This is a genomic window from Methylibium sp. Root1272, from assembly GCF_001425905.1.
Taxonomy (GTDB): domain Bacteria; phylum Pseudomonadota; class Gammaproteobacteria; order Burkholderiales; family Burkholderiaceae_C; genus Methylibium.
The window spans coordinates 63,568-85,769 of record NZ_LMDY01000001.1 but is presented as its reverse complement, the minus strand read 5'-3'; the positions used below and the strand labels follow the sequence as shown (position 1 = coordinate 85,769).

Sequence of the window (22,202 nt, the reverse complement as noted above, 5' to 3'; positions counted from 1 at the left end):
GTAAGCAGAGAACGCGCCCGGCAAGGCGCTACCCTCCGGTATCGGTCACGCGATGTGTGACTGAAGCACTATTTCGCGGCCCGGCCCTCGCCGGCTGACGAGAGCTTGAACCGACCGTCGTCGCGCCTTCCCCCGCCGATCGGTTGCGTCCAGCATGTGACGGAGCACACGCTGGACGAGAATGCCTTCCCAGCCCGCCCCGCCCCGACTGCGCCGATGCCCCGCCTGCCTTCCCTTCGCCACACCCTGTTGAGCAGCCGCGACCTGCTGGCCACCGCCGGCCCGTTCGTGCTGCTGACCGTGGCACTCCTGGCGCTGGCCTACTGGGCCCTCGACCCGAGCCCGCCGAAGAAGCTGGTGCTGGCCACCGGGCCGGAACAAGGGGCCTATGCCGAGTTCGGCAAACGCTACCAGGCGGCACTGGCCAGGCATCGCATCCAGGTCGAGCTGCGCACGACCCAGGGCGCTGCGGAGAACCTGAGGCTGCTCGAGGCCCCGGACTCCGGCGTCGACTTCGGCTTCGTGCAGGGCGGTGCCGGCCGCCTGCAGGGCGGCGAAGACGCACCCCCGCCGGATCTGGTCTCGCTGGGCAGCCTGTTCTACGAGCCGATCTGGCTGTTCTACCGCGAGGACAGCGCCAGGCGGCTGATCGGCAGCGAGCGGCTCGACTCGTTGGCGAAGCTCAAGGGCTGGCGCGTCAACATCGGTGCCCAGGGCAGCGGCACCACCAACCTGATGCGGAGGCTGCTCGACACCAACGGTCTCGGGCCCGAGGACATCGTCGCCCAGCGGCTGGCGCAGACACCGGCCGTCGTGAGCCTGCTCGACGGCGACACCGACGCGCTGGCGCTGGTCTCCGCCCCCGAGGCGCCGATGGTGCAGTTGCTGCTGTTGACGCCGGGCATCCGCTTGATGAGCTTCGACCAGGCCGAGGCCTACGCCCGCCGCCTGCCGATGCTGACGCCGGTGAGCCTGCCGCGCGGCGTGGTGAAGCTGGCCGAGGATGTGCCGCCCGAGGACATCGAGCTGCTGGCCCCCACGGCCGCGCTGGTCGCGCGCTCCACAGCGCACCCGGCGCTGCAGCAGCTGTTCGTGCAGGCCGCCAACGCGATCCACAGCGAAGCCGGCTGGTTCCAGCGCCGTGGCGAGTTCCCGAACCGACGTGCGGTGGAGCTGCCGATGTCGAAGGAGGCCGACCGCTTCTTCGAGACCGGTCCGCCCTGGCTGCAGCGCTACCTGCCGTTCTGGGTGGCGAACCTGATCGACCGGATGTGGGTGGTGCTGGCCTCGATCGTCGTGGTCCTGATCCCGTTGTCACGGGTGGTCCCGCCGCTGTACGAACTGCGCATCCGCTCGCGGGTTTTCCGCTGGTACGGCCGGCTGCGCCAGATCGAGGAAAGCCTGGCCGACGCCCCGAACGGCCCGACAGATGCGCAGCCGCTGATGGACGAGCTCGACGCGCTCGACGCCCGCGTCAAGCAACTGCAGGTACCGCTGTCGCATGCCGACGAGCTGTATGCGCTGCGCAGCCACATCGACCTGGTGCGCAAGAAGCTGCGCGCGCTGGGCGCCCAGACCCCGGCGGCCACCCCATGACGGTCGGCTGCCTCCCGCGCGGCCGACTCCGGCCCGACACGTCCGCCCCATCCGCCGACGCCTCCCACGACGACATCCCCTGCCAGGCGCTCGGAGGCGCCTCGACATGAACGCTCCCTCTTCCCGCGCCGCAGGCGCGCCGCGCCCTCGCGTGGTCATCATCGGCTGCGGTTTCGGCGGCATCGAAGCCGTCCGCACGCTGTCCAAGGCCGACGTCGAGATCACGCTGATCGACCGGACCAACCACCACCTGTTCCAGCCGCTGCTCTACCAGGTGGCGACGGCCAACCTCTCGGCGCCGGCGATCTCGGGTCCGATCCGCCACATCCTGCGCGGCGAGATGCAGCGCGGCAACCTGACCATCCTGCTCGGCGAGGTAACCGGCATCGACACGGCCGCGCGCAGCGTCACGCTCGACGGCCGCGAACGCATCGCCTACGACCACCTCATCGTCGCTGCCGGCGCGACCCACAGCTACTTCGGCCACGACGACTGGGCGGCCCATGCGCCGGGCCTGAAGACCCTGGCCGACGCCTTCACCATCCGGCGCCGCGTGCTGATGGCCTTCGAGCACGCCGAGCGCGAGACCGACCCGGCGAAGCGCGAAGCCTGGCTCACCTTCGCGGTGGTCGGCGCCGGACCGACCGGCGTCGAGCTGGCCGGGCAGTTGGCCGAGATCGCGCACCACACGCTGCACGACGAGTTCCGACGCATCGACTCGCGCCGCTCGCGCGTGGTGCTGGTCGAGGGCGGTCCGCGCGTGCTGGGTGCCTTCAGCGAGCAGCTGTCGCAGCGTGCGCTCGAGCAGCTGCAGTCGCTCGGCGTGGAGGTCCGCACCGGCGCCAGCGTCACCGCGATCGACGCCGAGGGACTGAGCTATGCCGGCGCGGACGGCCCACAGCGCATTGCGGCGCAGACCGTGGTCTGGGCTGCGGGCGTGGCCGCCTCGAAGCTGGGGCGTGCCCTGGCCGAGCTCACCGGCTGCACGCTGGACCGCGCCGGCCGCGTGGTGGTCGAGCCCGATCTCAGCCTGGCCGGCCATCCCGAGATCCACGTCGTCGGCGATCTGGCGGCGGCACAGAGCCACCCGAAGCGCGGCGCACCGACACCCGTGCCCGGCGTCAGCCCGGCCGCCAAGCAGATGGGGCGCACCGCCGCGACCAACCTGCTGCGGCGCCTGCGCGGCGAGCCGACGGCAGCGTTCCGCTACAACGATTACGGCGCGCTGGCGACCATCGGCCGCCGCGCCGCGATCGCGATGGTCGACCTGCCGGTGGTCGGGCGCGTGCATTTCAGCGGCATGCCGGCCTGGCTGTTCTGGCTGTTCGTGCACATCTATTTCCTGATCGGTTTCCGCAACCGCCTGGTGGTCCTGAGCGACTGGGCCTGGGCCTATTTCAGCTTCGAGCGCCAGGCCCGGGTGGTGGCGGAATCGGAGGCCGATGCCCACCGGCCGGCGGCCGGCTAGGCGAGGTTCTAAGATCGAGGCCACCGGGGCGGCACGGTCGCCGACCTCGATCAGGACCCGCATGGACACACGCACTTCTCCGATCCGGCTGCGCCTCGAGCACCTGCGCGCCGCGATGGCCGCACGCCAGTCCGATGCCGTGCTACTGCCGTCCAGCGACCCGCACCTGTCGGAGTACCTGCCCGGACACTGGCAGGGCCGCGCGTGGTTCTCGGGCTTCACCGGCTCGATGGCCACGCTGGTGGTGCTGGCCGATCGCGCCGCGCTGTTCGCCGACAGCCGCTACTGGGTGCAGGCCGAGGCCCAGCTCGCCGGAACCGGCATCGAGCTGGTGAAGATCGCGACCGGCGCCGCGGTGACCCACATCGAGTGGATCGCCACCGCGATGCGCCCGGGTCAGACGCTCGCCGTCGACGGCGCGGTGCTGGGCCTCTCGGCCGCGAAGCAATTGCGCGAGGCGATGGACGCCGCAGGCATCGTGCTGCGCACCGATGCCGATCCACTTGCGGCCGCGTGGCCGGAGCGCCCGGCACTGCCCGCCGTGCCGGTCTACGAGCATCGTGCGCCGCACGCGCCGCTGTCGCGCGGCGAGAAGTTGTCGCAGTTGCGCGCAGCGATGGCGGCCCGCGGCGCGAGCCACCACCTCGTTTCCACGCTGGACGATCTGGCCTGGCTGTTCAACCTGCGCGGCGCCGACGTCGACTACAACCCGGTGTTCCTGGCGCACGCGCTGGTGTCGGCCGAGACCGCCGTGCTGTTCATCGGCGAAGGCAAGGTCGATGCCGTGCTGGCCACTGCACTGGCCGGCGACGGCGTGCAATTGCGTCCCTATGAGCAGGCGCGGGCCGCGCTGTCTGCCCTTCCCGGCGATGCACGCCTGCTGATCGATCCGCGTCGCGCGACGCTGGGGCTGCGCGAAGCCGTGCCGGCCTCGGTGCGGCTGATCGAGGCCGTGAACCCGTCCACGCTGGCGAAGAGCCGCAAGTCCGCGCCGGAGGCCGCCTTCATCCGTGAGGCGATGGCGCGCGACGGCGCGGCGATGTGCGCGTTCTATGCGTGGTTCGAGAACGCGCTCGGTCGCGAGCCGATCACCGAACTGACCATCGACGAGCGGCTGAGCGCCGAACGCGCGCGCCAAACCGACTACGTGTCGCTGAGCTTTCCGGTCATCGCCGGCTTCAATGCCAACGGCGCGATGCCACACTACCGGGCCACGCTCGAAGCCCATGCCGTGATCTCCAGCGCCGCCGGCGTCGCGGCCGACGGGCTGCTGCTGATCGACTCCGGCGCGCAGTACCTGGGCGGCACGACCGACATCACGCGCGTCTGGCCGATCGGTGAGCCGACCGAGGCGATGAAGCGCGATTACACGCTCGTGCTGAAAGGCACGATCGCGCTGAGCCAGACGCGCTTTCCGCGCGGCACGGCGAGCCCGATGCTCGACGCGATCGCGAGGGCGCCGCTGTGGGCCGCGTCGCTCGACTACGGACATGGCACAGGCCACGGCGTCGGCTATTTCCTCAACGTGCACGAAGGTCCGCAGTCGATCAGCAAGGCCGTACCGACGCCGGAGATGGCGATGGAGCCGGGCATGGTCACCAGCATCGAGCCGGGGCTGTACCGGCCAGGCCGCTGGGGAGTGCGCATCGAGAACCTGGTGCTGAACGTGCCGGCGCCGGGCGACGAGTTCGGCGACTTCCTCGCGTTCGAGACCCTGACGCTGTGCCCGATCGACACGCGCTGCCTGGACCGTTCGCTGCTGCGCGCCGACGAGATCGACTGGCTGAACCGCTACCACGACACGGTGCGCGAGCGGCTTGCGCCGCTCGTCACCGGTGAGGCGCACGCCTGGCTGCTGGCCCGCACGCGGCCGGTCTGATCCGGCAGGCCCCGTCGCTACTCTTCGTCGCCGCCGAGCACCGCCCCCAGCAAGCCTCCGGCACCGAAGCCACCGAGCACCGAGCCCTCCTCGCGCGAGCCCCCGCGTTGCGGCGCCGCCGCGAACACGCGCGAGGCGAGGCGCGAGAACGGCAGGCTCTGCAGCCACACCGTGCCCGGACCGGTCAGCTTGGCGAAGAAGAGGCCTTCGCCGCCGAACAGCGCGGTCTTGACCTTCCCGACGTACTGGATCTCGAAGTCGACGCTCTGCGTGTACGCCACGACGCAGCCCGTGTCGACCAGCAGCGTCTGCCCGGGCTGCAGTTCGCGCTTGAGCACGGTGCCCCCAGCGTGCACGAAGGCCAGGCCGTCGCCGTCGAGCTTCTGCATGATGAAGCCCTCGCCGCCGAAGAAGCCGACCGACAGCTTGCGCTGGAAGGCAATGCCGAGGCTGACGCCGCGCGCCGCGCACAGGAAGGCGTCCTTCTGGCAGATCAGCGTACCGCCCAAGGTCCGCAGGTCCATCGGCAGGATCTTGCCGGGATACGGCGCCGCGAACGCCACGCGCTGCTTGCTGCCGACGTTGTTGGTGTAGACCGTGGTGAACAGCGATTCGCCGGTCACGAGGCGCTTGCCCGCCCCCAGCAGCTTGCCGAAGATTCCTCCCTGTTGCGCCGATGCGTCGCCGAACACCGTGTCCATGCCGATGCCGGCGTCCATGAACATCATGCTGCCGGCTTCGCCGATGGCTGCCTCGCCAGGGTCGAGTTCGACCTCGACGAATTGCATTTCTGCGCCTTTGATCTCGTAATCGATCACGTCCATCGCCATGCTCGTTCTCCGTCAGTGCGTTTGCGCACGATCTTGCGGGGCACGATGGTAGCGAAGCGCCGTGAACTCTTTCCGGTGAGCCCAGGTGCCCCAGCGCCGACGCCGTCCTGGCGCCTGACAATGACCCCCTTTTGGGGGAGCCGCTCACCAAGCGCCGCCTCCCAAAATCCAAAGTCGCCCCTCGCCCTACGCCGCCGTGACCTCCGATTTCACGATCCACCTGCCGACGCTGATGCTGCTGTCCATCGTCGTGATGGGAGCGACCGCGGCCATCATGTCGGTGTTCGGCCTGAGCCAGCGTGTCTATCGCGGCTACTGGTGGTGGGTGGGAGCGATGTGGCTGGCCACGCTGGGCGCGTCGTTGCACGGCGTGCGCAACCTGTGGCCCGTGGCCGTGGTCCCGGCCTGCCTTCTGGTGCTGGCCTGGCCGGTGCTGATCACCACCGGGCTGCGACGCTTCTTCTCGCGCGACCGGCAGTTCTCGTCGACGCGGATCGATGTCGCGTTGTATGCCGCCTGCTACCTCGGCTGGCTGGCCTGCTGGCTGGCTTCCGCGCCGCAGCCGATCCGATCGCTGGCCTACGGCGCCGGCTCGCTGATCCTGCTGCTCTACGCCGCCGTCTTCATCGGCAAGCTCGACGACTTCCGCCGCAGCCCGGCCCTCAAGCTGCTGCTGGTGGTGATGGTCGTCCAGGCGGCGGTCCCCATACTGCGTCTGGCCGTGATGTTCTCCCAGGGCGCCGGCGCCCTGCCAGCCCAGTCGCTGGTGGTCGCCGGCGTGGTGCTGCCGTTGCTGCTGAGCATGCTGTTCACGGTCTACCTCTGCCTGGTGCTCACCCATGAACGCACGGTGCGCGACCTGCGCGAGACCCAGCGCCAGTTGCGCGTCCTGGCCGACATCGACATGCTCACCCAGGTGCCGAACCGCCGCCACTTCGAGGAACTGGCCACCGCAATCGTCGGCAACGGCGCCGCGCCGCCGTCGGTGCTGATGCTGTTCGACATCGATCACTTCAAGCACGTCAACGACAACCATGGCCACGCCGTCGGCGATGCGGCGCTGCGGCTGGTGGCCCGCTGCACCCGCGACACGCTGCGCACGCGCGACGTGATGGGGCGGGTCGGTGGCGACGAGTTCATGCTGCTGCTGCCGGGCGCGAGCGTCGACGACGCGCTGCACGTGGCCGACCGCATCACGCGCAACATCGACCAGGCGAGCAAGAACTTCCCGCTGCCGTTGAGCCTGAGCTTCGGTCTGGTGCAGATCCAGACCGGTGAATCGCTCGCCGCAGCCCAGCACCGTGCCGACCTGGCGCTCTACGAGGCCAAGCGCCAGGGCCGCCGCCGTGCAGTCCCGGCCCGTCAGGACGGCCCCGACACGGTGTTCGGCGAGAGCCGCTCGCTCGGGCTCGATCCGCTCTAGCTAGCGCGGCGAGAAGCCCTGCCGCGCGAACGCCGACTGTCCGGCCGGGCCGAGCAGCCGATCGACAAAACGCCGAGCCCGCGGCCCGGCGCCGTCCAACAACACCACGCCGTAGTCCGCCGAGACATTGACATCGTCTGGCAGGTCGACGCGTTGCAAGGCCGGTACTTCCTGCTGCGCCTGCAGCGCATTGCTGCAGTAGGTGATGAACACGTCGGCCTGCCCGCACTCGAGCAGCGCCGCATAGACACTGCGGCCGGCCGGTGGCGGTGGCGAGTCCGGCCCGCCGGTCAGCTTCAGGGCCTTGCGATCGAGCAGATCGTAGGCCCCGGCGAACGCGGCGCCGCGCCCGTCGATGCGGCGAAACAGCTCCCAGGTGTAGTCCCCCGAGGGATCGGACCGGGGCGTGGACGTGCCCACGCGCACGGCGGGATCGAGCAAGCGGTCCAGCGCGTTGTCGGCCGTCACGCCGGCCTCGGGCCGCGCCAGCAGGCACAGGCGATTGCGTGTGAAGCGCTGCACCGGGCCGGCCCGGCCGGCCGCGGCCAGGTCCTGCGGGTGCGCCATGTTGGCCGAAGCAAACACCTCGGCCGCCTCGCCCGCCGCCAGCCGGTCCTTCAGCAGACCTGAGGCACCGAACACGAAGCGCAGGCGCGCGCCGGACTCGTCCTGCTCGAATTGCCGCCCGATATCGGTCAGCGGGGCTCGCAGGCTGCCGGCAGCGAAGACCGCCAGTCCGGTCACTTGGTCCCGGCGTTCGGGAAGAACAATTGCTGCCCGCCGATCTGGTAGCTGGCGATCGTGGCCTGCCCATCGGCCGACACCACCCAGTCGGCGAAGGCCTGCGCCAGCGCCGTCTTGGTGTGCGGATGCTTGGCCGGATCGACAACGATCACACCGTACTGGTTGAACAGACGCTTGTCGCCTTCGACCAGCACCGCCAGGTCGGCTCGGTTCTTGAACGACAGCCAGGTGCCGCGGTCGGCCAGCACATAGGCGTTGCTGGACGCGGCAATGTTCAGCGCCGGCCCCATGCCGCAACCGCACTCCTGGTAGCCGGCGTAGGCAGCTTTCGGCGCTTCGACGCCGGCGGCCTTCCAGTAGCGCAGTTCGGCGGCATGCGTGCCACTCTTGTCGCCTCGCGACACGAAGCTCGACGGGCTCTTTGCCAATGTGCCCAGTGCGGCCACGATGTCGGAGCCCTTCACGCCCACCGGGTCGGCCTTCGGGCCGATCAGGACGAAGTCGTTGTACATGACGGGCTGGCGCTTCAGTCCGTAGCCCTCGGCGACGAACTTCTCCTCGGCCGCCTGGTCATGGACGAACAGCACGTCGGCATCGCCGCGGCGGCCCATGTCAAGCGCTTGGCCGGTGCCGAGCGCGACCACCTTCACGTCGATGCCGCTGGCCTTCTTGAACGCCGGCAGCAGGTGCGCGAACAAGCCCGACTGCTCGGTCGACGTGGTCGACGCCATCACGATGTTCTTGTCCTGGGCGACTGCCGCGCCAGCCACGCCGACCGCAATCGCGAACATGCCCAGATGACGCAGCAGCGCCCGCCTGTCGAACGATTTCACCATGGCAACTCTCCTTTGAGAAACAACTTGGCCTCGGGCGGCAACGCCGCCCCCTCGAAGAACTGCGCTGCCGGCACGTCGGCCAGCACGCGCCCGTGCTCCAGATACACGACGCGCTGCGCCAGCCGCTTGACCTGCCCGAGGTTGTGCGAGGCCATCAACAGCGTCATGCCCTGCGCCGCGAACTCGGCGAGCAGGTTCTCGACCTCGCGCTTCGCGCTCGGGTCCAGGCTGGCAGTCGGCTCGTCAAGCAGCAGCACGTCGGGCTGCAGCGCCCAGGCCCGCGCCAGCGCGAGCCGCTGCTGCTGGCCACCCGATAGCGCCCGCGCCGGACGCGCCGCTTCCGGCACCAGCCCGACCCGCTGCAGCGCCTGCGCACAGCGCGCCCTCGCCGCCTCGCCCCGCACGCCGCCCAGCCACAGCCCGAGCCGCACGTTGGCCTGCACCGAGAGACGAAACAGGAAGGGCCGCTGGAACAGCATCGCAAAGCGCAGCGGCCGGCCTTCGAGGGCCGCAAGCTGCCGGCGCACGCCCACGCTCGGCGCCAGCAGGCCATGCAGCACGCGCAGCAGCGAGCTCTTGCCCGAGCCGTTGGCGCCGACGAAGGCCACGCATTCGCCCGGTGCGATGCGCAGGTTCACCGCACGCAGCGCCTCCTGCGCACCGTAGCGCAGGCCCACCGACTCGAGCGCGATCAAGGCCTGCTCAGCCATGCATCGCTCCGGCGGCCCGGCTGCCATCGTTCGCGCCGCCGTGCGCTGCCCCGTGAGAGCGCGTGCTCCACGCGCGCACCAGCGCGATCAGCACGTTCAGCAGCAGCACCACACCCAGCAGCACCATGCCGAGGGCCAGCGCCAGCGGCAGGTCGCCCTTGCTGGTCTCGAGCGCGATGGCCGTCGTCATTACCCGAGTGTGGCCATCGATGTTGCCGCCGACGATCATCACCGCGCCCACCTCCGAGATCGCGCGGCCGAAGGCCGCCAGCATCACCGTCAGCAGCGCCAGCCGCTCGTCCCACAGCAGCAGCGCGCCCCCGGTCCAGCGGCCCGCACCGAGAGACTGCAGTTGCTCGCCGTGCTGTTTCCAGCTGTCGGCAATGGCCTCGCGCGTCAGCGCCGCCACCACCGGCACCACCAGCACCGTCTGAGCGATCACCATCGCCGCCGGCGTGAACAGCAGCCCCCATTCGCCGAGCGGCCCAGAGCGCGACAGCAACAGGTAGACCACCAGACCGACCACGACCGAGGGCAAGGCCAGCAAGGTGTTGAGCAGCACCAGCACCCCGCGACGGCCGGGAAACCGCAGCACCGCCAGAGCGGCGCCGCCTGCCAGGCCGACAGCCGCGGCGAGGGCACAGGCGGTACCGCTGATCCCCAGCGACAGCCCCACGACGCGCAGCAATTGCGCATCGGCCTGCAAGATCAGGCCCACTGCCGTGCGCACACTCTCAGCAAAAGCATTCATTCCCTGGCCCGTTCCGGACGGCGCACGCCCTTGGGGCACACTGCAATCGTGGCGATGCTAGATATGCACAGACGCCAAAGCGATATGAACGAGCATGCATAGCAACAACAACGACGACTCGCACGACGACCCGCCTGCGCCCACCCGGTCGCCGCAGCGTGTGCAGCTCACCTATTCGCTCGGCACCGACGGCGCCGCCGGACCGGTTCACCACCCGCTGTTCGCCCTGCTCGACGCGCTGCACCGCGGCGGATCGATCTCGGCCGCGGCCACGGCACTGGGTTTTTCCTACCGCCACGTGTGGGGCGAGTTGCGGCGCTGGGAAGCCGAACTGGGACGTTCGCTGATCATCTGGAACAAGGGCCAGCGCGCGGTGCTCACGTCCTTCGGCGACAAGCTGCTGTGGGCCGAGCGCCGGGCGCAGGCGCGGCTCGCGCCGCAGATCGAGTCGCTGCGCATGGAGCTGGAACGCGCCTTCGCCGATGCCTTCGACGACCGTGTCGACGTGCTCAGCGTCTGCGCCAGCCACGACCAGGCGCTGCCGCTGCTGCGCGAACTGGCGCTGGCCGAGCAACTGCACCTCGACATCGAATTCGCCGGCAGCCTGGACGCGCTGCACACGCTCGATGCCGGCGGCTGCCTGCTCGCCGGCTTCCACGTGCTGGACGGCGTGGCGCGCGGCTCGGTCAGTGCACGCACCTACCGCGCGCGGCTGAAGCCCGGCCACCACAAGCTGATCGGCTTCGCGCAGCGCATCCAGGGTGTGATGACCGCACCCGGCAACCCGCTGAAGGTGAGTTCGCTGCACGACCTGTCGCGCCCCGGTGTGCGCTGGGTCGGGCGCCCCGAGGGCACCGGCACGCGGGTGCTGCTGGAGGAACTGATCGAGCAGGCCGGGCTGAAGATGCCGGACGCCTTCGCGCTGATCGAACCTTCGCACGGCGCCGCCGCGCAGGCCGTGGCCAGCGGCGCAGCGGACGCGGCCTTCGGGCTGGAGGCGGCGGCGCGCGCTGCCGGGCTGGGCTTCGTCCCGTTGGCGCGCGAGCGCTACTTCCTCGTGACGCTGAAGTCCACGCTCGAGCAGCCGGCGGTGCAGCGCCTGGTGGCGTTGTTGGGCTCCACGACCTGGGCCCGCACGCTGGCCGGCCTGCCCGGCTACCGCGCCACCGAGCCCGGTGCGGTGTTGGCATTGACGAAGGTGCTGCCGTGGTGGAGCTACCGCAGCAAGCGTTCAGGAGACAACGATGAAATGGCTGAGATTCCGCCTCGGTGACAAGCACGGCTTCGGCCGCCTCGACGGCGATCACGTGCAGGTGCATGACGGCGACCTGTTCACGACGCCCCGACCCACCGGCGAACGCCTGCCGCTGGCCGGGCTGACGTGGCTCACGCCCTGCGTGCCCGGCAAGATGATCGGCCTGTGGAACAACTTCGCCGCGCTGGCCGAGAAGAACGGCTGGGCCCGCCCCGCCGAGCCGCTGTACTTCCTGAAGGCGCCTAGCAGCTTCGCCGCGCACGGTCAGCCCATCGCGCCGCCGGCCGGCGACGTGGGCCGCATCGCCTACGAGGGCGAACTGGCGATCGTCATCGGCCGGACGGCGCGTGCCGTGTCGCCGGCCGACGCGCCCTTGCACATCTTCGGCTACACCTGCGCCAACGACGTGACGGCGATGGAGCTGATCGCGCGCGACCCGAGCTTCCCGCAATGGGCCCGCGCCAAGAGCTTCGACGGCTTCGGCGTGTTCGGCCCGGTGATCGAGACCGACTTCGACCACGCGCAGGCCACGCTGCGCACCCGCGTGGGCGGCCGCGAGCGGCAGAACTACCCGCTGTCGGACATGTGCTTCGGGCCGGCGGAACTGGTGTCGCGCCTGTCGCACGACATGACGCTGGAGCCGGGCGACGTGATCCTCTGCGGCACCTCGCTCGGTGTGATGCCGATGAAGCCCGGCTGCGTGGTGGAGGTCGAGATCGACGGGATCGGCGTGCTGGCCAACCCGTACGGCTGAGGCCGATCAGGCCAGCGGCTGCACCTGCAGCCTGCCACGCGCGTCGCCCAGGGTCTTGCCGAGCAGGCTGGCCGCGGCGTAGATGGCGTCGACGGTCGGTGTGGGCGTGTCGGTGATGCGCCCCAGTTCCACCACGCTGCCGACCAGCGCCTCGAGCTCGAGTGCGCGGCCGTTCTCCACGTCCTGCAGCATCGAGGTCTTGTGCGCGCCCACCGCCTCGGCGCCGGCGATGCGCTTGTCGAGCGAGATCTTGAACTCGACGCCGAGCTTCTGGCCGACCGCCTGCGCCTCGCCCATCATGCGCGCCGCGAGCTCGCGTGACAGCGGGAAGCGGCAGATGTCCTGCAGCGTCGCGTGCGTCAGCGCACTGATCGGGTTGAAGCTGAGGTTGCCCCACAGCTTGACCCAGATCTCGCCGCGGATGTCCTTGGCCACCGGGCTCTTGAAGCCGGCGCGGATCATCGCCTGCGACAGCGCCTCGATGCGCGGGCTGCGCGAGCCATCGGGTTCGCCGAGCGTGAAGCGGTTGCCCTCGATCACCTTCACGACGCCGGGCGCCACCAGTTCGGCGGCCGGGTAGACCACGCTGCCGATCACGCGCTCGGGTTCGATGTGCTGCGCCAGCAGGCCGTCGGGATCGACGCTCTGCAGCGTGCGGCCCTCGTAGGGGCCGGCCAGCTTGTGGAAGTACCACCACGGCACGCCGTTGATCATGGTGACGACCATGGTCTCGGGGCCGAACAGTTGCCGCAGGTCCGGCAGCAGGTCGCGCACCTGGTGGGCCTTCACGGTCAGCAGCACCGCGTCCTGCGGGCCGGCCTCGGCCATCTGCTGCACCGCCCTGGCGGTCGGGGCGTGCTGCTCGCTGCCGTCTTCCAGCACGAGCCGGAAGCCGTGGGCGTTGATGGCCGCCAGGTTCTTGTTGCGGGCGATGAAGGTGACGTCCTCGCCGGCGATCGCCAGCTTCGCCCCCAGGTAGCCGCCGATCGCGCCGGCGCCGACGACGGCGATCTTCATGCTGCGATTCCCTTGTTCTCACGCGCCCTGAAGTAGCCCTGCGCCACCCCCCACAGCGGCCACAGCAGCATCACGATCGCCAGACCGGCGATGCTGCCGACCAGCGGGTTGGACCAGAAGATCGCCAGGCTGCCCTGCGACAGCAGCATCGCCTGACGGAAGCTCGATTCGGCCATGTCGCCCAGCACCAGCGCCAGCACCATCGGCGCCAGCGGGTACTTGAGCTTCTTGAACAGGTAGCCCACCACGCCGAACACCAGCATCAGCCAGACATCGAACATCGAGCTGTGCACGGTGTAGGCGCCGATCGCGCAGATGACGATGATCACCGGCGCGATCACCGAGAACGGGATGCGCAGGATCGAGGCCCAGAACGGCACCGTCGTCAGCACCACCAGCAGGCCGACGATGTTGCCGAGGTACATGCTGGCGATCAGGCCCCAGACGAAATCCTTCTGCTCGACGAACAGCATCGGTCCCGGCTGCAGGCCCCAGATGAGCAGGCCGCCCAGCAGCACGGCCGCGGTCGGCGACCCCGGGATGCCGAGCGTGAGCATCGGCAGCAGCGCCGAGGTGCCCGCCGCGTGGGCCGCGGTCTCCGGCGCCACCACGCCCTCGATCTGGCCCTTGCCGAAGCTCTGCGGGTCCTTCGACGACCGCCGCGCGATGCCGTAGCTCATGAACGAGGCAGGCGTCGCGCCGCCCGGCGTGATGCCCATCCAGCAACCCACCACGGTCGAGCGCAGGAAGGTCATCCAGTAGCGCGGCAGCTCGGCCCAGGTCTGCAGCACGACCTTCGGATTGATCTTCGCGCTCTTGCCCTTGAAGGCCAGGCCCTCCTCCATCGTCAGCAGGATCTCGCCGATGCCGAACAGCCCGATCACCGCGATCAGGAAGTCGAAGCCCTTCAGCAGCTCGGTGACACCGAAGGTCATGCGCAACTGGCCGGTCACGCCGTCCAGGCCGACGGCGGCCAGCGCAAAGCCCAGCATCATCGCGGCGATCACCTTGGCCGGCGGCTCCTTGCTCATGCCGACGAAGCTGCAGAAGGTGAGCAGCTGTACCGCAAAGAACTCCGCGGGGCCGAACTTCAGCGCGAACTTCGCCAGCAGCGGTGCCAGGAAGGTGATCAGGATCACCGCGAACAGCGCGCCGACGAAGCTGGAGGTGAACGCCGCCGTGAGCGCCTGCGCCGCGCGCCCCTGCTGCGCCATCGGATAGCCGTCGAAGGTGGTCGCCACCGACCAGGGCTCGCCCGGGATGTTGAACAGGATCGACGTGATCGCTCCGCCGAACAGCGCGCCCCAGTAGATGCAGCTCAGCATGATGATCGCCGAGGTGGGATTCATGCTGAAGGTGAGCGGCAGCAGGATCGCGATGCCGTTGGCGCCGCCCAGGCCGGGCAGCACGCCGATCAGCACGCCGAGCGTGATGCCGATCAGCATGTACATCAGGTTCGGCAGCGTCAGCGCCACGCTGAAACCATGCATCAGGTTGCCGATTTCTTCCATGATCTTCCAGGAGATGGGTTGCGGCGCAGCTCAGAAGCCGAGCCAGTGCTCGATCGGGCCCTTGGGCAGCGGCACCAGGAACCAGCGCTCGAAGACCAGGAAGAAGAACAGCGGCACGCCCACCGCCACCGCCGACGTCGAGACCCAGCCGAACTTGCCGTGGCGGCGCATGAAATAGCCGATCAGCAGCAGCGACGCGGCGTAGATGCCGAGCACGGCGATGCCCCCGACGTAGATCAGCATCGGCACCAGCACCGCGAGCACCATGCCGATCTGCGCGCGCTCGGCGAACACCTCGTCGGCTCGGCGCCAGCGCAGCAGCGCCTTGACCAGCACCGTCGCGCTCGAGGCCAGCAGCAGCAGGCCGATGTAGAACGGAAAGTAGCCCGACCGCGGCCCGTCGTCGGCCCAGCCGATGCCGGCCCGCACGCTGTCGACGATCACCAGCACCGCCAGCGCCATCAGCACGGCGGCCACGATCAGCTCGGGCCAGCGCGACCCGATCGCGTCGCTCGAAGTTTCAGAGTCCATGAGCTCGTTCCAGAAAAAGTTCGCCAACGGCCACCCCCGCCGCATTCAGCCAGCAGCCGCCACGGACCGGCTCCGCCGGCCCGTCAGCGGCGCCCCCTCGAGGGGGAGCGGCGCAGCCGCAACGGGGGTGATCGTCTTATTGCGCGATGAAGCCCGCTTCCTTCATGAGGACGCGGTGCATCTGCTCGGTCTTGCCGAGCCAGTCGAAGAATTCGGGGCCGGTGAGTGCCGTCTGGTTGAAGGCGCCCTTGGCCATGAACTCCTGCCACTCGGGCAGCGCGCGCAGCTTCTTGAACAGGTCGAGGTAGTAGGCCACCTGCTCCTGCGTGACGCCGGGCGCCATGAAGATGCCGCGCAGCATCACGTACTCGACCGGCAGGCCCGCCGCCGGGCAGGTCGGCACGTCGGCCCACGACTGGGTGGCCGTGAGCTTGGTCTTGTACGGCATCGGCTGCTTGTCGAACACGCACAGGGCGCGCAGCTTGCCGGCACGCCAGTGCGACTCGGCCTCGATCGGGTTGTTGACGGTGGAGTCGACGTGCTTGCCGACCAGCTGCACCGCCACGTCACCGCCGCCCTTGAAGGGGATGTAGACGATCTTCTTGCCCGCAGCCTTTTCCAGCAGCACGGTGATGATCTGGTCTTCCTGCTTGGAGCCGGTGCCCGCCATCTTCACAGTGCTGGGCGGCGCTGCCTTCACGGCGTCGAAGTAGGCCTTGGCCGTCTTGTACGGCGACTCCTCGTTGACCCACAGCACGAACTGGTCGAGCGCCAGCATCTGCACCGGTGTCAGGTCGCGCCAGTTGAACGGCACGCCGGTGGCCAGCGGCGTGGTGAACAGGTTCGACAGCGTGATGATGATCTTGTGCGGATCGCCCTTGGCGTCCTTGACCGCGAGGAAGCCCTCCGCGCCGGCCCCGCCCGAGCGGTTGACGACGACGATCGGCTGCTTGGTCAGGTTGTTCTTCGCGGCCACCCCCTGGATGAAGCGCGCCATCTGGTCTGCGCCGCCGCCGGTGCCCGCCGGCACGACGAACTCGATCGGCTTGGCGGGCTCCCAGGCGGCCGCCATCGGCGCATGGCCGAGACCGGTCAGCGCGGCCGTCGCGAGCGCGGTGCGCAGGAAGAGCTTCTTGACTGTCTGCATCTTGTCTCCTTCATGGTCGGCGGACGCCGGATTGTTCGATCGGTCGAGCATCGTCACGTGTGGCCGCCATCGCGGCGCCTCGCGGCACGATATGTGCCTCCTCCCCCAAGAGGAATTCAGGTTTTGTTCTTGTTCCGTTCAGTAATCTTTTAATCGGCGCCGCGCCAGCCCGCGGGCCGCTCAGCCCAGACCCAGCTTCTGCGCCAGCCCGATGCGCTGCAGCTTGCCGGTCGCCCCCTTCGGGATCTCGTCCATGAACAGGATCTTCTTCGGCACCTTGTAGTCGGCCGCACGCTTGGCGAAGAAGTCCTGGATCTCACGCTCGGTGGCGCTGGCACCTTCCTTCAGCACCACGACCGCGGCGACCTCCTCGCCCAGCTTCGGGTGCGGCATGCCGAAGCACACGCACTGGCCGACTGCCGGGTGGTCCATCAGGATCTCGTCGACCTCGCGCGGGCTGACCTTCTCGCCGCCGCGGTTGATGATCTCCTTCAGGCGGCCGGTCAGGCTGATATAGCCGTCGGCGTCCTTGCTGCCCTGGTCGCCGGTGCGGAACCAGCCGTTCAGGAAGCCCTCGGCATTGGCCTTGGGGTTGTTCTCGTAGCCGGCGGTGACGTTCGGCCCGCGGATCACGATCTCGCCGATCTGTCCGGCGGCGAGCAGACTGCCGTCCTCGCCCATGATCTGGACCTCCGGGCCGGCCGGCAGGCCCACCGCACCGGGCTTGCGCGCCAGCGGCGGCAGCGGGTTCGAGGCCATCTGGTGCGTGGCCTCGGTCATGCCATAGGCCTCGATCAGCGGCGCCTTGAAGATCTCCTCGAGCTCCTTGATCACCTGCGGCGGCATCGATGACGACGACGAGCGCAGGAAGCGCAGCGGGTTGCGCGCGATCACGTCGGCGTTGCCCTTGGCGCGCTGCACGATGGCCTGGTGCATCGTCGGCACGGCGGTGTACCAGGTGGGCTTGGCCTCGTCCATCCAGGCGAAGAACTTCAGCGCGTTGAAGCCTGGCGTGCAGAACACCTGAGAGCCCGACGACAGCGGCGCCAGCACGCCGGCGATCAGCCCGTGGATGTGGAACAGCGGCATGATGTTCAGGCCGATGTCTCCGGCCGTGAACTGCAGCGTCTTTCTGATGTTGGCCGCCGACGCGCAGAGGTTGCCGACCGACAGCGGCACGATCTTCGGCCGCGAGGTGGTGCCCGAGGTGTGCAGCACCATGCCCACGTCGCCCGCCTCGCTGTAGCCGCCCTGCGCGGCTGCGGTCACGCTGCCGCCGTCTCGCGCGGTCAGCCGGAAGCTGCCGGCCGGCGCGCCAGGCTCGACGACGAGGTCGACGACCCGCACGCCGAGCTTCTGCGCCACAGCGATCGCCGGCGAGCCGCTGCCCTGCTCGACGATCAGCAGTTTCGCGTTCAGGTCCGACAGGTAGAACTCGAATTCGTCGGCCCGGTAGGCCGGATTCAGCGGCGCGCTGGTGGTGCCCGAGGCGCAGGCCATGTAGCAGGTGGCCATCTCGGGGCCGTTGTTCAGCACGATCGCGACGCGGTCGTTGCGCCCGGCACCCAGCGCATTCAGGCTCGCCAGCGTGGCGTCGACCAGCGCGCGCAGTTCACGGTAGGACAGTGCGCTGCGGCCCGGCGCGGAGATCGCGGGGGCAGCGTCGGCGCCGTGGGCAAGCAGGTCTTTCAGCGAGGTTTGCATCGGTCTCGGAAGGTTGAGGCGGCTTGACACCGCGGTTCGTCGGATCAGGAGACAAATGTACGGAGGCCATGGCGCCGGCACATCCGGGCGCGCCCCATGCAGGGGCGTCGGGCGCAGACCGCGGGTGGGTCACGTCGCCTGCGTCGCAGATCACGACGCGCGGGGTTCAGCAGGGTTTGAGCCGAGGGGTGCTCGGACAATCTGCAGCGAAGAACATGAACTGTAGGGTTCGAACGTTCTACCGAGATTTATACCCCATGCCGTCGAATCGACCAATTCAGAGCAGGAGCCGAGCCGCAACGCATTCGGCAAGCGAGAACACAAATGTGCCGCAAGGGGTGGTTAAGCGAGTCGCAGAAAGGAGTCCGCGCATCTGTTGGTGCCAGTCCTCATTCCTTGTAGCGGATCACCGAGGCCCGCTTCGCGTCCTCGGCGTAGTAGTAGGTGCGCTCGCCGCCGTGCCAGGTGCCCAGCCACAACATGTTGGCCGAGATGGCGTCGTGGTCGGCGCCGGAGAAGGGCTTGTCGTAGGTCGTCACGACACCGCTGTAGCGGCGCGGCAGGTTCTCCAGCGCCTTCTTCAGGCCCGGGCCCGAGAGATCCTGGCGAGTTTCGAACATGGCGCGCAGCAGCAGGTGCATCGCGTCGTAGGCCTGCGCGGCCGACATCATCGAGCCGATCGGCGTCTCCCGGGAGAGCTTCAGGTAGCGCAGCCGGAAGGCATTGTTGCGCTCGAGGTAGATGTTGGGCAGCACGGTCTGCACGAACATCGCACCCTCGACGGCCCCCTTCGACGCCTCGAGCGCCGAGCGATGCGACAGGCCCCATGGCCCGAAGGCCGGCACGTTCCAGCCGGCCTCGACGCGGCTGGCGGCCAGCACGCCCGATTCAGGACCAACGGTCCAGCCGATCAGCGAGTCCGCCCCGGCCGCCTTGGCCTGTTTCACCTCGTCGATCAGCGACTTGGCGCCGACGGCGAAGCGCACCACGATGGCCGGCTTGATGCCGAGCTTGGCGAAGGCCGCTTCCAGATCCACCAGGCCGGCGTCGCCGTAGCCCGACTTGTCGACCAGCAGCGCCGGTCGGCTGAGGCCGCGCTTGGCGATCTCGGCCGCCAGGAACTGCGTCTGCAGCGCATCGCGCGGCGCGGTGCGGAAGATGAAGCTCTCGCTCGCCGAGTACTTGGCGGTCAGCACCGTCCCGGTCGCGCACGGCACGAGCAACACGTGCCTGTTCTTCTGGAACACGTCGAGCGCCTTGGCCGCCACGCCGGTGTTGCAGAAGCCGATCGTGGCGAGCACCTTCTCCTTCAGCACCAGGTCCTCGGCCGCCTTCACGCCGGTCTCGGGGTCGGCCTTGTCATCGCGCACCACCAGTTCGAACGGGCGGCCCAGGTAGCCGCCGACCTCGTTCACCTCTTCGATCGCGACCTGTGCGCCGACGCGGGCGCTGTGGCCCATGTCCGACGACCCTCCGGTGAGCGGGAAGATCAGGCCGATGCGGATCGGATCGTTCTTCGTCTGAGCACCGGCACCGCCGGCAGCCAGCGCCAGCACGGCGCAGAACGACAACGACACCACGGAGGCAAGAGAATTTTTCATGGGCTGCAGAGGTTGAGACCGCGGGGACCACCACGACAGGCGCGCGGGGCAGCGTGCGGAGTCCGATCCTGGCGACGCCAGAACTTGCTCGCGAACACGACTGTAGGGGCGGCGCCTCGGCCCCGGCCAGCCCTCTGCCGGTCGAGCACGCCGTGCTTCGGGGATTACTTCACGTCGCTCGTCCTGCGCTGCGCCATCTCGTCGCAATAGCGCTGGCTCATGTCGAGCCAGTGCTCGCGCGCATCGGTCATGCGATCGATCAGCTCGGACATGATGGTCCAGTTCATGTCGGCGCCGAGTGCGGCGGTCGTCTGGAGCAGGTGCTTGTACTCGGCGGCGACCGCCTCCCAGGCCTCGAAGGCCTGCAGGATGTCGTGCAGGTTCACGGGGGTCGCTGCGGCCATGGCGTCGCGTCGGTTGTTTGAGCGTGCCGCAGTATTGCCCAACCGGGCCGCGCCGGGCACGGAAGGCGCCCGCAGCCGGCCGCTTGCGTTTGCCGGCCCGCACGGCTAGCGTCGGGCCCGTGGCCTCACGTTCGGCCACCGGCACCTCCGGCCCCCAGGGAGTCCCCATGCACCAGTTCGCTCGCTATGTCGTCTTCCTGTCGCCCCTCGTCTGCGGCGCGCCGGTCTTCGGGCAAGCCGCGGAGGCCAAGGTCCTGCGTGATCTGGATGCGACGGGACGGACGACGCTGACCCGGGACGAACTCGTCCAGTTGCTCCCCGGCGCCAACATGAGCCGCATCTCGGCGAAGGGCAACACGCACATCTGGAAGAACGACAGCGGGGGAAGTTTCATCATCTCCTCGGACAACCGGGACCGCGGCGCGGTGGCGTCCACGGCCTCGGGCAAGTGGAGCATCTCCGACGACGGCCGCTACTGCGTGCTGGTCGAGTGGAAGGTGGTCGAGACGGAGGAGTGGTGCCGCTACATCGTCCGGTCGGGCGAGGACTACTACGCGACGAAGTCCGACAAGACCGGCACGGAGCGGGTCCACAAGCTCTCGATCAAGAGGTAGCGGCGGTTCCCTGCGCTCAGAGCGACGTCGACGCGAAGACCCCCGCCTATACTGGATCGCACACGCTGACGCTCATGACGATCACCGCCCTGGTGGCCTCGCAGGACGGGCTGCATGGGAGATGCGCATGCCACCGATCGCGGTCCCCACCGAGAACCAGTTGCTGACGGCCTTGCCCGAGGCCGAGCGGGCGCGGTGGTTCCCGCAGATGGAAGCGATCGACATGCCGCTCGGGCAGGTCCTGTACGAATCCGGCAGGACCCTCGAGCACGTGTACTTCCCCACCACATCGATCGTCTCGCTGCTGTATGTGCTGGAAAACGGCGCATCGGCGGAGATCGCAGTGGTAGGGCGCGAAGGCATCGTCGGCATCTCGCTGTTCATGGGGGGCGAATCGACACCGAGCCGCGCGGTCGTCCAGAGTGCCGGCCAGGGCTTCCGGCTGCAGGCCGATCTGATGATGCAGGAGTTCAACCGCGCTGGCCCGGTCCTGCACCTGCTGCTGCGCTACACCCAGGCGCTCATCACGCAGATGGCGCAGACGGCGGTGTGCAACCGGCATCATTCGCTGGACCAGCAGCTGTGCCGCTGGCTGCTGCTCAGCCTGGACCGCCTGCGCTCGAACGAACTCGTGATCACCCAGGAACTGATCGCCAGCATGCTGGGGGTGCGGCGCGAAGGGGTCACCGAGGCAGCGGGCCACCTGCAGAAGGCCGGACTGATCCGTTACCGACGCGGCCACATCACCGTGCTGGATCGTGCCGGGCTCGAGCACCGTGCCTGCGAGTGCTACGCGGTGGTGAAGAACGAGTACGACCGCCTGCTACCGGCCACACCGGCACGCTGAACGCCGGTGCCGAGTTCGCGAGGGTGTGCTGGCGCACAGACGCCGGTGGGCCCGGACGCTAGGATTGCTGTTCTCCCTCGCTGGCCTCTCTTGCCCTAGCGCTGCAGCGACGAGGGCACACCGACTGACGGCGCAGCCCGCCATGGCGCGTCTCGTCTCGGTGCACCGTGGTCCTACGCGCCTCGGCGCGTCGTCCGACAGACGACGCAGGGCCGGCCACCTACGCTGGGATCGATCGCGTTGTTGCGCCCTCGAAGGCCGGCGAGCACCACGACCTTTGTTCGCCCTTCTTCACCTTGGTGCGCGGTCCTCGGACCGTGCATGCGGAGCAACTCATGGATATTCCCGTCAATGCAGGCCGCTCGTGGAGCACGTCTTCGTTCGGCACGGCCGCAGACACTTCGCCCATGGAGTTGTCGGTCCTGGCCGAGCACCTCGACGTCTGCAAGGATTCGCGAGGCCGCTTGTTTCTCGTACAAAGCGTCGCGGAGACGATCAATGGCTTCCTCTCGGCTCGCTTCGTCACGACGCTCGCGGCGTTCGCGCTGCTGATCGCCGCCGGTCTGCTGTTGCTGTAGGC

21 protein-coding genes are annotated in these 22,202 nt (G+C 69.0%); 9 read left to right on the top strand and 12 right to left on the bottom strand.

What is annotated here, in order from left to right; genetic code table 11:
- Positions 1-216: 216 nt before the first annotated feature.
- The 3 genes from ASC67_RS00340 to ASC67_RS00330 all read left to right on the top strand — a co-directional run bounded on the left by ASC67_RS00340 (position 217) and on the right by ASC67_RS00330 (position 4,943).
- Complete coding sequence (locus ASC67_RS00340; RefSeq protein ID WP_056314340.1) at positions 217-1,596, top strand: TAXI family TRAP transporter solute-binding subunit; 1,380 nt, start codon at positions 217-219, stop codon at positions 1,594-1,596.
- Positions 1,597-1,702: 106 nt separating this feature from the next.
- On the top strand, positions 1,703-3,064 hold the full coding sequence (locus ASC67_RS00335) for an NAD(P)/FAD-dependent oxidoreductase (RefSeq protein WP_056314339.1): 1,362 nt from the start codon (positions 1,703-1,705) through the stop codon (positions 3,062-3,064).
- Positions 3,065-3,125: 61 nt separating this feature from the next.
- A complete protein-coding gene (locus tag ASC67_RS00330; protein WP_056314338.1) occupies positions 3,126-4,943 on the top strand; it encodes an aminopeptidase P family protein in 1,818 nt (605 codons plus the stop codon).
- Between the two features lie 17 nt (positions 4,944-4,960).
- On the opposite strand, the gene ASC67_RS00325 is transcribed toward ASC67_RS00330, so the two are convergent.
- Positions 4,961-5,773: a TIGR00266 family protein gene (locus tag ASC67_RS00325; RefSeq protein ID WP_056314337.1), complete on the bottom strand. Its 813-nt coding sequence runs from the start codon at positions 5,771-5,773 to the stop codon at positions 4,961-4,963.
- A 196-nt stretch (positions 5,774-5,969) separates the two neighbouring features.
- Between ASC67_RS00325 and ASC67_RS00320 the strand changes: the two genes are divergently transcribed.
- Positions 5,970-7,196: a GGDEF domain-containing protein gene (locus tag ASC67_RS00320; RefSeq protein WP_056314336.1), complete on the top strand. Its 1,227-nt coding sequence runs from the start codon at positions 5,970-5,972 to the stop codon at positions 7,194-7,196.
- Here the strand turns inward: ASC67_RS00320 and ASC67_RS00315 are convergent, their stop codons facing one another.
- Genes ASC67_RS00315 through ASC67_RS00300 form a run of 4 tightly spaced genes read right to left on the bottom strand, consistent with a single transcriptional unit; the run spans position 7,197 to position 10,237 of the window.
- On the bottom strand, positions 7,197-7,940 hold the full coding sequence (locus tag ASC67_RS00315) for a molybdate ABC transporter substrate-binding protein (RefSeq protein WP_235566178.1): 744 nt from the start codon (positions 7,938-7,940) through the stop codon (positions 7,197-7,199). It abuts the gene before it with no gap.
- On the bottom strand, positions 7,937-8,731 hold the full coding sequence (locus ASC67_RS00310) for an extracellular solute-binding protein (RefSeq protein WP_235566204.1): 795 nt from the start codon (positions 8,729-8,731) through the stop codon (positions 7,937-7,939). The genes ASC67_RS00315 and ASC67_RS00310 overlap by 4 nt, the downstream gene beginning before the upstream one ends.
- Before the next feature lie 38 nt (positions 8,732-8,769).
- Positions 8,770-9,486, bottom strand: coding sequence for a phosphate ABC transporter ATP-binding protein (locus tag ASC67_RS00305; protein ID WP_056314334.1), 717 nt, complete (start codon positions 9,484-9,486; stop codon positions 8,770-8,772).
- A complete protein-coding gene (locus ASC67_RS00300) occupies positions 9,479-10,237 on the bottom strand; it encodes an ABC transporter permease (RefSeq protein ID WP_056314333.1) in 759 nt (252 codons plus the stop codon). The genes ASC67_RS00305 and ASC67_RS00300 overlap by 8 nt, the downstream gene beginning before the upstream one ends.
- Positions 10,238-10,331: 94 nt before the next feature.
- Between ASC67_RS00300 and ASC67_RS00295 the strand changes: the two genes are divergently transcribed.
- Positions 10,332-11,510 (top strand): substrate-binding domain-containing protein, encoded by a 1,179-nt coding sequence (locus ASC67_RS00295; RefSeq protein ID WP_200946733.1) that lies wholly within the window; start codon positions 10,332-10,334, stop codon positions 11,508-11,510.
- Positions 11,482-12,246 (top strand): fumarylacetoacetate hydrolase family protein, encoded by a 765-nt coding sequence (locus ASC67_RS00290; RefSeq protein WP_056314332.1) that lies wholly within the window; start codon positions 11,482-11,484, stop codon positions 12,244-12,246. Before ASC67_RS00295 ends, ASC67_RS00290 begins: the two co-directional genes overlap by 29 nt.
- A gap of 6 nt (positions 12,247-12,252) precedes the next feature.
- Here the strand turns inward: ASC67_RS00290 and ASC67_RS00285 are convergent, their stop codons facing one another.
- The 7 genes from ASC67_RS00285 to ASC67_RS20745 form a co-directional block, all read right to left on the bottom strand.
- Positions 12,253-13,263, bottom strand: a complete 1,011-nt coding sequence (locus ASC67_RS00285) for a 2-dehydropantoate 2-reductase (RefSeq protein ID WP_056314331.1) — start codon at positions 13,261-13,263, stop codon at positions 12,253-12,255.
- A complete protein-coding gene (locus ASC67_RS00280; protein ID WP_056314330.1) occupies positions 13,260-14,774 on the bottom strand; it encodes a tripartite tricarboxylate transporter permease in 1,515 nt (504 codons plus the stop codon). Before ASC67_RS00280 ends, ASC67_RS00285 begins: the two co-directional genes overlap by 4 nt.
- 30 nt (positions 14,775-14,804) lie before the next feature.
- Positions 14,805-15,305, bottom strand: a complete 501-nt coding sequence (locus ASC67_RS00275; RefSeq protein WP_056314329.1) for a tripartite tricarboxylate transporter TctB family protein — start codon at positions 15,303-15,305, stop codon at positions 14,805-14,807.
- 136 nt (positions 15,306-15,441) lie between these two features.
- Positions 15,442-16,452 (bottom strand): tripartite tricarboxylate transporter substrate binding protein, encoded by a 1,011-nt coding sequence (locus tag ASC67_RS00270; RefSeq protein WP_056315058.1) that lies wholly within the window; start codon positions 16,450-16,452, stop codon positions 15,442-15,444.
- Positions 16,453-16,632: 180 nt separating this feature from the next.
- The gene (locus ASC67_RS00265) at positions 16,633-18,156 is read right to left on the bottom strand and encodes an acyl--CoA ligase (RefSeq protein WP_056314328.1); all 1,524 of its coding nucleotides are present in this window, start codon (positions 18,154-18,156) and stop codon (positions 16,633-16,635) included.
- Positions 18,157-18,545: 389 nt separating this feature from the next.
- A complete protein-coding gene (locus ASC67_RS00260; protein ID WP_162245596.1) occupies positions 18,546-19,757 on the bottom strand; it encodes an ABC transporter substrate-binding protein in 1,212 nt (403 codons plus the stop codon).
- Between the two features lie 164 nt (positions 19,758-19,921).
- Positions 19,922-20,161 carry a hypothetical protein gene (locus tag ASC67_RS20745; RefSeq protein WP_056314326.1) on the bottom strand — a complete coding sequence of 80 codons (240 nt, stop codon included), beginning with the start codon at positions 20,159-20,161 and terminating at the stop codon, positions 19,922-19,924.
- A 167-nt stretch (positions 20,162-20,328) separates the two neighbouring features.
- Between ASC67_RS20745 and ASC67_RS00250 the strand changes: the two genes are divergently transcribed.
- The 3 genes from ASC67_RS00250 (at position 20,329) to ASC67_RS20425 (ending at position 22,200) form a co-directional block, all read left to right on the top strand.
- Entirely contained in the window at positions 20,329-20,775 is a 447-nt protein-coding gene (locus ASC67_RS00250) for a DUF995 domain-containing protein (RefSeq protein WP_056314325.1), read from the top strand.
- A gap of 127 nt (positions 20,776-20,902) precedes the next feature.
- A complete protein-coding gene (locus ASC67_RS00245) occupies positions 20,903-21,622 on the top strand; it encodes a Crp/Fnr family transcriptional regulator (protein WP_056315055.1) in 720 nt (239 codons plus the stop codon).
- 335 nt (positions 21,623-21,957) lie between these two features.
- Positions 21,958-22,200: a hypothetical protein gene (locus ASC67_RS20425; protein ID WP_156466607.1), complete on the top strand. Its 243-nt coding sequence runs from the start codon at positions 21,958-21,960 to the stop codon at positions 22,198-22,200.
- Positions 22,201-22,202: the final 2 nt, after the last annotated feature.